At 63.9% G+C, this 9,811-nt stretch carries 9 protein-coding genes and 1 pseudogene; all 10 read left to right on the top strand.

Annotation, left to right across the window (positions count from 1 at the left end; translation table 11 throughout):
• Positions 1-258: pseudogene (locus tag VH499_RS06535) on the top strand (NADH-quinone oxidoreductase subunit D); the annotation flags it as partial.
• An 11-nt stretch (positions 259-269) separates the two neighbouring features.
• Positions 270-851 (top strand): NAD(P)H-dependent oxidoreductase subunit E, encoded by a 582-nt coding sequence (locus tag VH499_RS06530; RefSeq protein WP_332051894.1) that lies wholly within the window; start codon positions 270-272, stop codon positions 849-851.
• 3 nt (positions 852-854) lie between these two features.
• Positions 855-2,138 (top strand): NADH-quinone oxidoreductase subunit NuoF, encoded by a 1,284-nt coding sequence (nuoF, locus tag VH499_RS06525; RefSeq protein ID WP_332051893.1) that lies wholly within the window; start codon positions 855-857, stop codon positions 2,136-2,138.
• A gap of 15 nt (positions 2,139-2,153) precedes the next feature.
• Entirely contained in the window at positions 2,154-4,208 is a 2,055-nt protein-coding gene (nuoG, locus tag VH499_RS06520; RefSeq protein WP_332051892.1) for an NADH-quinone oxidoreductase subunit NuoG, read from the top strand.
• A gap of 3 nt (positions 4,209-4,211) precedes the next feature.
• Positions 4,212-5,249 carry an NADH-quinone oxidoreductase subunit NuoH gene (nuoH, locus tag VH499_RS06515; protein ID WP_332051891.1) on the top strand — a complete coding sequence of 346 codons (1,038 nt, stop codon included), beginning with the start codon at positions 4,212-4,214 and terminating at the stop codon, positions 5,247-5,249.
• Between the two features lie 11 nt (positions 5,250-5,260).
• Positions 5,261-5,749 carry an NADH-quinone oxidoreductase subunit NuoI gene (gene nuoI / locus VH499_RS06510; RefSeq protein WP_332051890.1) on the top strand — a complete coding sequence of 163 codons (489 nt, stop codon included), beginning with the start codon at positions 5,261-5,263 and terminating at the stop codon, positions 5,747-5,749.
• Positions 5,750-5,767: 18 nt separating this feature from the next.
• Entirely contained in the window at positions 5,768-6,385 is a 618-nt protein-coding gene (locus tag VH499_RS06505; RefSeq protein WP_332051889.1) for an NADH-quinone oxidoreductase subunit J, read from the top strand.
• Complete coding sequence (gene nuoK, locus VH499_RS06500; protein ID WP_332051888.1) at positions 6,382-6,690, top strand: NADH-quinone oxidoreductase subunit NuoK; 309 nt, start codon at positions 6,382-6,384, stop codon at positions 6,688-6,690. Before VH499_RS06505 ends, nuoK begins: the two co-directional genes overlap by 4 nt.
• A 14-nt stretch (positions 6,691-6,704) precedes the next feature.
• Complete coding sequence (gene nuoL / locus VH499_RS06495; protein ID WP_332051887.1) at positions 6,705-8,675, top strand: NADH-quinone oxidoreductase subunit L; 1,971 nt, start codon at positions 6,705-6,707, stop codon at positions 8,673-8,675.
• A gap of 5 nt (positions 8,676-8,680) precedes the next feature.
• The coding region (locus tag VH499_RS06490; RefSeq protein ID WP_332051886.1) for an NADH-quinone oxidoreductase subunit M at positions 8,681-9,811 on the top strand (1,131 nt) is incomplete at its 3' end.

Here is a 9,811-nt window from a genome sequence, read left to right as displayed (position 1 = left end):
ATCCATCACTTCAAGCTCTACACCGAGGGCTACAAGGTGCCGGCGGGCGAGACCTACACCGCCGTCGAGGCGCCCAAGGGCGAGTTCGGCGTCTATCTCGTGTCCGATGGGACCAACAAGCCCTACCGCTGCAAGATCCGCGCGCCGGGCTTCCCGCATCTCGCTGCGCTCGACATGATGACCAAGGGGCACCAGCTCGCCGACATGTCGGCGAACATCGGCTCGCTCGACATCGTGTTCGGCGAGATCGACCGTTAGGAGGCGATGACATGTCGATGATCACCGCCGATCCCAAGGACGTCCCGCACGTCGCGAAGTTCGAATTCGATGCCGAGCACATGGCGAAGGCCAAGGAGCTGATCGCCAACTATCCGCCAGGCCGTCAGGCCAGCGCCGTGATCGGCGTTCTCGACCTCGCGCAGCGTCAGTTCGGCTGGCTGCCGCGCGCGGCGATGGACGAGGTGGCGAAGCTCCTCGATATGGCGCCGATCCGCGTCTACGAGATCGCGACTTTCTATACGATGTTCCAGCTCAAGCCGAAGGGTAAGTACCTGCTGCAGGTCTGCACCACGACGCCGTGCTGGCTGCGCGGCTCGGACGCCATCATGAAGGCCTGCGAGCACGCCGCCGACGGCGAGACCTTCTCGGTCCAGGAGGTCGAGTGCCTGGGCGCCTGCGTGAACGCGCCGGTCGTGCAGATCAACGACGATTTCTACGAAGACCTCGACGAGGCCTCGCTGAAGAAGGTGCTCGACGCCTTCAGGCGCGGCGAGACGCCGAAGCCCGGGCCGCAGGTCGACCGTCAGACGTCGGCGCCCGAAGGCGGGCCCACCACCTTGAGGAGCGAGTAGGCGATGCTTGCCGACAAGGACCGCATCTTCACCAACCTCTACGGCTTCCACGACTGGCGGCTGGCGGGCGCGCGCGCGCGCGGCGCCTGGGACAATACCAAGGCCATCCTCGACAAGGGGCCGGATGCGATCATCGACGAGATGAAGAAGTCGGGCCTGCGCGGCCGCGGCGGCGCCGGCTTCCCGACGGGACTGAAGTGGTCCTTCATGCCCAAGGAGGTGAAGGACCGGCCGCACTACCTCATCGTCAATGCCGACGAATCCGAGCCCGGCACCTGCAAGGATCGCGACATCATGCGCCACGACCCGCATCTGCTGGTCGAAGGCTGCCTGGTCGCGGGCTTCGCCATGCGCGCCAACGCGGGCTACATCTACGTGCGCGGCGAGTTCTACAACGAAGCGCAGAACCTGATGGCCGCCATCAAGGAGGCCTATGAGGCGGGCCTGCTCGGCAAGAACGCCTGCGGCTCGGGCTGGGACTTCGATCTCTACGTCCATCGCGGCGCCGGCGCCTACATCTGCGGCGAGGAGACCGCGCTGCTGGAGAGCCTCGAGGGCAAGAAGGGCATGCCGCGGCTGAAGCCGCCTTTCCCGGCCGGCTCGGGCCTCTATGGCTGCCCGTCGACGGTGAACAACGTCGAATCGATCGCCGTCGCACCGACCATCCTGCGCCGCGGCGCCGCCTGGTTCGCCGGCATCGGCCGGCCCAACAACACCGGCACGAAGCTCTTCTGCATCTCCGGGCACGTGAACAAGCCGTGCAACGTTGAGGAGGAAATGGGCATCCCGCTGCGCGAGCTCATCGATCGCCATTGCGGCGGCGTGCGCGGCGGCTGGGACAACCTGCTGGCGGTGATCCCGGGTGGCGCCTCGGTGCCGCTGCTGCCCAAGTCGATCTGCGACACGGTCCTGATGGATTTCGATTCGCTGCGCGACCAGAAGTCGGGCCTCGGCACGGCGGCCGTCATCGTCATGGACAAGTCGACCGACGTCGTGAAGGCGATCGCCCGCCTCAGCCAGTTCTACAAGCACGAGAGCTGCGGCCAGTGCACGCCCTGCCGCGAGGGCACGGGTTGGATGTGGCGCGTGATGGAGCGCATGGTGGTGGGCAACGCGCGCATCGACGAGATTGACGCCCTTGAGGACGTCACCAGGCAGGTCGAGGGCCATACGATCTGCGCGCTGGGTGATGCGGCGGCCTGGCCGATCCAGGGCCTGATCCGCCACTTCCGGCCCGAGATGGAGCGCCGCATCCGCGCGCGCACCGAAAAGCTGGCGGCCGAGTAGGGCAGGGAGCAGGGAATGCCCAAGATCAAGATCGACGGCGTCGAGATGGAGGTGCCGGCCGGCATCACCATCCTGCAGGCCTGTGAGCTGGCCGGTCTCGAGATCCCGCGCTTCTGCTACCACGAGCGCTTGTCGATCGCCGGCAACTGCCGCATGTGCCTGGTCGAGGTGAAGCCCGGCCCGCCCAAGCCGCAGGCGAGCTGCGCGCTGCCCGTCGCCGACAAGCAGGAGATCTTCACCACCACGCCGATGGTGCAGAAGGCGCGCAAGGGCGTGATGGAATTCCTGCTGATCAACCATCCGCTCGACTGCCCGATCTGCGACCAGGGCGGCGAGTGCGACCTGCAGGACCAGGCAATGGCTTTCGGCTTCGACCGCAGCCGCTATCACGAGAACAAGCGCGCGGTGCCGGACAAGGAACTCGGTCCGCTCGTGAAGACCTCGATGAATCGCTGCATCCATTGCACGCGCTGCATCCGCTTCGCGACCGAGGTGGCTGGCGTGGAGGAGCTTGGCGCCACCGGCCGCGGCGAAGGCATGGAAGTGACGACCTATGTGGAGCGCGCCCTCACCAGCGAGCTCTCCGGCAATATTGTCGATCTCTGCCCGGTCGGTGCGCTGACTGCCAAGCCTTATGCCTACGAAGCCCGTTCGTGGGAGATGCGCAAGACCGAGTCGGTGGACGTGCTGGACGCGCTCGGCGCAAATATCCGCATCGACACGCGCGGGGCGGTCGTGATGCGGGTCCTGCCGCGTCTCAACGACGACGTGAACGAGGAATGGATCGGCGACAAGACCCGCCATGCAGTCGATGGCCTGCGCTATCAACGCCTCGACCGGCCGTATGTCCGCAAGGCGGGCAAGCTCGTCGAGGCGACCTGGGACGAGGCCCTTGCGGCGATCGCGGCCAAGCTCGCCGGCGTCGACGGCAAGAAGATCGCGGCTATCGTGGGTGATCAGTGTGATGCCGAAGCGATGGTCGCGCTCAAGGACCTGATGGCGGCGCTCGGCTCGCCCAATGTCGACTGCCGCCAGGATGGGGCGCGGCTCGCGGCAGGCGTGCGCGGGGGTTACATCTTCAATGCCGGTGTCCGTGGTATCGACCAAGCCGATGCCATCCTGCTCGTCGGAACCAACCCGCGATTCGAATCGCCGGTGCTGAACGCACGTATCCGCAAGCGCTATCTGTCGGGCCGCTGTGCGATTGCGAGCATCGGTCCGCAGGCCGATCTCACGTACGCGGTCGAACGCCTGGGCGCCGGCCCGGCGACGCTGCGCGATCTCGCCGACGGCAAGCTCGGCTTCTTCGACAAGCTCAAGACCGCCAGGTTCCCGCTGATCGTCCTCGGCATGGGTGCACTGACCCGCGAGGACGGTGCGGCAGTGCTAGCGCTGGCTCGCGAACTGGCCGAGAAGGCGAATGCCGTGCGCGAGGATTGGAACGGCTTTGCCGTCCTGCATACGGCAGCGGCACGTGTGGGTGGCCTCGACCTCGGCCTAGTGCCGGGCGAGGGAGGACGGGACGTCGCCGGCATTCTTGCCGGAGCGCAGGGGAAGGATATCGAGGTCGTGTATCTTCTCGCTGCCGACGAGATCGACGTGCAGCAGCTCGGCAAGGCGTTCGTGATCTATCAGGGGCATCACGGCGATGTCGGCGCGCACCGCGCGGACGTCATCTTGCCCGGGGCGGCCTACACCGAGAAGCCCGGCACCTACGTGAACACCGAAGGCCGTGTACAGCTCGGCCGCCGCGCGAACTTTCCCCCCGGCGATGCGCGCGAAGACTGGGCGATCCTGCGCGCCCTGTCGGAGCGATTGGGCAAGACCTTGCCCTATGATTCGCTGGACCAGGTGCGCGCGCGGCTGGTCACGGTGAACAGGAGCTTCGCCGCTCTCGGCCAGCAGGCGGCCGGCGGCTGGGGCGCCTTCGGCGAGGCCGGCCCCACGAGCGATGCCGCCTTTGCCTCGCCGGTCGCGAACTATTACATGACCTGCCCGATCAGCCGGGCGTCGCGCACCATGGCCGAATGCATGACGTCCCGGCAGCAGCAGCTTCTGGCGGCGGAGTAGGGCATGTACGCCGATCTCGTGTACTTCTTCACCGTCAATTGGCTTGGCCAGGCCATCGTTATCCTGGCCGAATGCCTGCTGGTGACGGTCCCGCTGCTGCTGGCCGTCGCCTATATGACCTACGCCGATCGCAAGATCTGGGCATCCATTCAGCTTCGCCGCGGCCCCAACGTCGTGGGCCCGCTCGGCCTGCTGCAGCCGATCGCCGACGGACTGAAACTGGTGTTGAAGGAGACCATCGTTCCGTCGAGCGCCAATACAGTGCTGTTCCTTGTTGCGCCCATGATCACCTTCATAACGGCGCTGATCGCCTGGGCAGTCGTGCCGTTCAGCGACGGCTGGGTGATCGCCAATATCAATGTCGGCATCCTCTACCTCTTCGCCATCTCGTCACTGGGCGTCTACGGCATCATCGTGGCCGGCTGGGCTTCCAACTCGAAGTACGCGTTCCTGGGCGCCCTGCGGTCGGCGGCGCAGATGGTGTCCTACGAGGTGTCAATCGGCTTCGTGTTGGTGACCGTGTTGCTTTGCGCGGGCTCGCTCAATCTGACGAAGGTCGTACTGGCCCAATCGGGCTGGTTCTGGAACTGGCTCTGGCTGCCTCTGCTGCCGATGTTCGTGATCTTCTTCGTTTCCGCCCTGGCCGAGACGAACCGTACGCCGTTCGATCTGCCGATGTCGGAAGCGGAGCTGGTCCAGGGATTCCAGACCGAATACTCTTCCATGCCCTTCGCCCTGTTCTTCCTCGGTGAATACGCGAACATGATCCTGCTGTCGGCGATGGGAGCGGTGCTGTTTCTCGGCGGCTGGATGTCGCCAATCCCCTATGCGCCGTTCACCTGGATACCGGGCTTGGTCTGGTTCGCGCTCAAGATCGCATTCCTGCTGTTTGTCTTCAGCTGGAGCAAGGGGACGCTCCCTCGCTATCGATACGACCAGCTCATGCGCCTGGGCTGGAAGGTGTTCCTGCCGATCTCGCTCGGGTGGGTCGTTCTCACCGCCGCCGTTCTGCAGTTCGGTGGCTGGGTCCCCGGAACATAGGGAGATCGCTGATGGCTTCCCTCGATCGTGCCGCCCGCTCGTTCCTCCTGTCGGAGGTGATCGCGGGCTTCGTGCTCACCTTCAAGTACATGTTCAAGCCCAAGGTGACGGTGAACTATCCCTATGAAAAGGGTCCGCTCGGTCCGCGTTTCCGCGGGGAGCACGCACTGCGCCGCTATCCCAACGGCGAGGAACGTTGTATCGCCTGCAAGCTCTGCGAGGCCATTTGCCCGGCCCAGGCGATCACGATCGAGGCCGAGCCTCGCGCCGACGGTAGCCGCCGGACCACCCGCTACGACATCGATATGACGAAGTGCATCTACTGCGGCCTTTGTGCCGAGGCCTGCCCGGTCGATGCGATCGTCGAAGGGCCGAACTTCGAGTTCTCGACCGAGACCCGCGAAGAGCTGATGTACAACAAGGAAAAGCTGCTTGCGAACGGCGACCGGTGGGAGAGCGAAATCGCGGCGAACCTCCAAGCCGACGCGGCCTACCGGTAGGCGGGCGGAGAAAGGAAGATGCTGCTCCAGGCGCTCGCCTTTTACGTTTTCGCGTTCGTCACCATGGCATCGGGGGCCATGGTCGTCGCGTCGCGCAATCCGATCTATTCGGTGCTGTTTCTGATCCTCGCCTTCTTCAATGCGGCGGCGCTGTTCTTGCTGATCGGCGCCGAGTTCATCGCGATGATCCTGGTCATCGTCTACGTCGGCGCCGTAGCGGTGCTGTTCCTGTTCGTCGTCATGATGCTCGACATCAAGATCGCCGCCCTGCGTGAAGGCTTCCTGAAGTACTTTCCGATCGGCGCTCTGATCGGTGTGGTGCTGCTCGCCGAGATCCTGTTTGCGCTCGGCGTGTTTGGCAGCGGCTCGGCGACGATCGGGGCGCTCGACAAGGCCGGCGCCCAGATCGGCACGGTCGAGAACACACGGGCGATCGGCCAGGTGCTCTATACGCAGTACTTCTATCTGTTCCAGGCCGCGGGCGTGGTGCTTCTGGTGGCCATGATCGGTGCCATCGTCCTCACCCTGCGGCGCCGTCCCGGCGTCCGGCGCCAACGCATCGCCGAGCAGCTCTTCCGGCCCAAGGCGCAGACGATAACGGTGGTCAAGGTGCCGACGCGCGGAGGCGTGTCATGACGATTGGCCTCGGGCACTACCTTTTCGTCGCGGCGGTGCTTTTCACCTTCGGCGTGCTTGGCATCTTCCTCAATCGCAAGAACGTCATCATCATCCTGATGTGCGTCGAGCTGATGCTGCTCGCCGTCAACATCAACCTGGTGGCTTTCTCGGTGTTCCAAGGCAACGTCGTGGGCCAGGTCTTCGCGATGCTGGTGCTCACCGTCGCCGCGGCCGAGGCCGCGATCGGGCTTGCGATCCTCGTCGTCTATTTCCGCAATCGCGGCAACGTCGAGGTCGAAGACATCAACGCGATGAAGGGCTAGGACCGGTATTCGTCATGGATCTTGCTATCAAGCTGGTCGTCTTCCTGCCCTTGGTCGCGGCCGCGATCGCCGGGCTGTTCTGCCGTGTGATCGGCGACCGGGCTGCGCAAGTCGTCACGACCGCTGCCCTGCTGATTGCCGCGGCGCTGTCGATCTTCGTCTTTGTGCGCGTCGGTTTCGGGCCCGAGGACGGCAAGATGATGGTTGTCAAGCTGTTCGACTGGATCGGCTCGGGAACCTTCGAGGTGTCGTGGGCGCTGCGTGTCGACACGCTGACCGCCGTGATGCTGATCGTGGTCACCGGTGTGTCGTCGATGGTGCATGTCTATTCGATCGGTTACATGGCCGATGATCCTTCGATCCCGCGCTTCATGTCGTACCTGAGTCTGTTCACCTTCTTCATGCTGATGCTGGTGACGGCGGACAACCTGGTACAACTTTTCTTCGGCTGGGAAGGGGTGGGCCTCGCCTCCTATCTTTTGATCGGCTTCTGGTACGACCGTCCGTCGGCCAATGCAGCGGCGATCAAAGCCTTCATCGTGAACCGCGTCGGCGATTTCGGGTTTGCGCTGGGCATCGCCGCCGTCTGGATGTTGTCGGGCTCGATCGGTTTCCACGAGATCTTTGCCAAGGGGCCGGAGATGGCCCAGATGCGCTTCCAGTTCCTCGGCATGGACCTGCCGGCGCTGGAAACCGCGTGTATCCTTCTCTTCATCGGCGCCATGGGCAAATCGGCCCAGCTCGGCTTGCACACGTGGCTGCCGGACGCCATGGAAGGTCCGACGCCAGTCTCCGCCTTGATCCATGCGGCGACCATGGTGACCGCGGGCGTCTTCATGGTGTGCCGCCTGTCACCGCTGTTCGAGCTTGCGCCAGTGGCTTCCCAGGTCGTGACGCTGATCGGCGCGGCGACGGCCTTCTTTGCGGCCACGATCGGTCTCACGCAGTTCGATATCAAGCGAGTCGTTGCCTATTCGACGTGCAGCCAGCTCGGCTACATGTTCTTCGCCGCGGGTGTCGGCGCCTATTCGGCGGCGATGTTCCATTTGATGACCCACGCCTTCTTCAAGGCGTTACTGTTCCTTGGTTCGGGTTCCGTGATCACTTGCCTGCATCACGAGCAGGACATGCGCAAGATGGGCGGCGTCAGGGAGAAGGCGCCGCAAACCTTCTGGCTGATGTGGATCGGCACACTCTCTCTCTCCGGCATCGGCGTGCCCTTCATCCTGGGCCACGGCATCGGCTTCGCCGGTTTCCACTCCAAGGATTCGATCCTCGAGGCGGCCTACGGCGCAGGGACCGATGTCGGCTACATCGCCTACTGGCTGGGCATCGTCGGCGCCTTCATGACGGCGTTCTATTCGACCCGGCTGATGTTCATGACCTTCTACGGCAAGTATCGCGGCGATCATCACACCTGGGAGCATGCCCACGAATCTCCGGCCGTCATGTTGATCCCGCTCTACGTGCTGGCGGCCGGCGCGGTCGCTGCAGGCTTCGTCGCCTATCCATGGTTCGTCGGAGGCGGCTGGGAGCCCTTCTGGGATCATGCCATTGCGGTGAAGGCGACCGAGGAGATCCTGCATCATATGCACGGCGTGCCGGTATGGAGCTCGCTCCTGCCGCTGCTGATGGGACTGGGTGGCATCGCACTCAGCTACGTCTACTACATCGTAAGGCCGGATCTGCCGGGTAAAACGATCGCGACCTTCACCGCATTGCATCGGCTCTTCTACAACAAGTGGTACTTCGACGAGATCTACGACGCGATCTTCGTTGGGCCCGTGTTGGCGATTGGCCGCGCCTTCTGGAAGAAGGGGGACGGTACGGTCATCGACGGTCTCGGGCCCGACGGCATCGCGGCGCGCTCGCGTGACATGGCGGCGGCTCTCAGTCGCTTCCAGAGCGGCTATCTCTACCATTACGCCTTCGTCATGCTGATCGGAGTAGCGGCGGCGGTGACCTATTTCAGCTGGCCGAGGTAAGGCTGATGTCGACCTGGCCGATCCTGTCGCTGGTGACGTTCCTGCCGTTGGCGGGGGCGCTGTTCTGCCTTGTCGTCAACGGCCCAAAGGAGGTGGTCGACCGCAATTGCCGCAGTGCCGCCCTGATCACGTCGTTGGTGACCTTCGTTCTTTCGCTGGTGCTGTGGGCGCAGTTCGACGTCGCCAAGCCCGGCTTCCAGTTCGAGGAGAAGCTCGCCTGGATCCCGTCGCTCAACATCGGTTACCACATGGGGATCGACGGCATTTCGCTGTTCTTTGTGCTGCTCTCGACGCTCCTGACGCCGATCTGCGTCCTGGCGAGCTGGGACGCGATCCAGGTGCGTGTCAGGGAATACATGATCGCGTTCCTCGTGCTCGAGACCTTCATGGTAGGCATGTTCTGCGCGCTCGACCTCGCCCTGTTCTACGTCTTCTTCGAGGGCGTGCTGATCCCGATGTTCTTGATCATCGGCGTGTGGGGCGGACAGCGGCGGGTCTATGCCGCGTTCAAATTCTTCCTCTATACGCTCCTTGGCTCGGTGCTGATGCTGCTGGCGATCATCGCCATCTACTGGCAGCTTGGCACGAGCGACCTGCCGACGGCTTTCGAGAAGCTCGACCTGCCGTTCCGCTGGCAGTTCTGGCTGTGGCTGGCATTCTTCGCCTCCTTCGCGGTCAAGGTGCCGATGTGGCCGGTCCATACCTGGCTGCCTGATGCGCACGTCGAGGCGCCGACCGCGGGATCCGTCATCCTGGCTGGCGTGCTCCTGAAGATGGGCGGTTACGGCTTCATCCGCTTCTCGGTGACGCTGATGCCGGAGGCGACGCAGTATTTCGCTCCTCTGATCTTTGGGCTGAGCGTCGTCGCTGTCATCTACACCTCGCTGGTCGCGCTGGTGCAGGAAGACATGAAGAAGCTGATCGCCTATTCATCGGTGGCCCACATGGGCTTCGTGACGATCGGCATCTATGTCATGAATATGCAGGCGGTGCAGGGCTCGATCTTCCAGATGCTGAGCCACGGCATCGTTTCGGCCGCACTCTTCCTCTGCGTCGGCGTGGTCTATGACCGCATGCATACACGCGAGATTGCGGCCTACGGCGGTCTCGTGCATCGCATGCCGCGCTACGCCTTT

Origin of the sequence: Reyranella sp., from assembly GCF_036558665.1 — a bacterium.
Taxonomy (GTDB): domain Bacteria; phylum Pseudomonadota; class Alphaproteobacteria; order Reyranellales; family Reyranellaceae; genus Reyranella.
The sequence above is the reverse complement of the archived record's forward strand: the minus strand, read 5'-3'. Positions and strand labels throughout refer to the sequence as shown.

Coding starts and splice junctions, on each gene's coding strand:
- nuoK (WP_332051888.1), top strand. CDS start 6,382: ATGACGATTGGCCTCGGGCACTACCTTTTCGTCGCGGCGGTGCTTTTC.
- nuoF (WP_332051893.1), top strand. CDS start 855: ATGCTTGCCGACAAGGACCGCATCTTCACCAACCTCTACGGCTTCCAC.
- VH499_RS06505 (WP_332051889.1), top strand. CDS start 5,768: ATGCTGCTCCAGGCGCTCGCCTTTTACGTTTTCGCGTTCGTCACCATG.
- nuoI (WP_332051890.1), top strand. CDS start 5,261: ATGGCTTCCCTCGATCGTGCCGCCCGCTCGTTCCTCCTGTCGGAGGTG.
- nuoH (WP_332051891.1), top strand. CDS start 4,212: ATGTACGCCGATCTCGTGTACTTCTTCACCGTCAATTGGCTTGGCCAG.
- nuoL (WP_332051887.1), top strand. CDS start 6,705: ATGGATCTTGCTATCAAGCTGGTCGTCTTCCTGCCCTTGGTCGCGGCC.
- VH499_RS06530 (WP_332051894.1), top strand. CDS start 270: ATGTCGATGATCACCGCCGATCCCAAGGACGTCCCGCACGTCGCGAAG.
- nuoG (WP_332051892.1), top strand. CDS start 2,154: ATGCCCAAGATCAAGATCGACGGCGTCGAGATGGAGGTGCCGGCCGGC.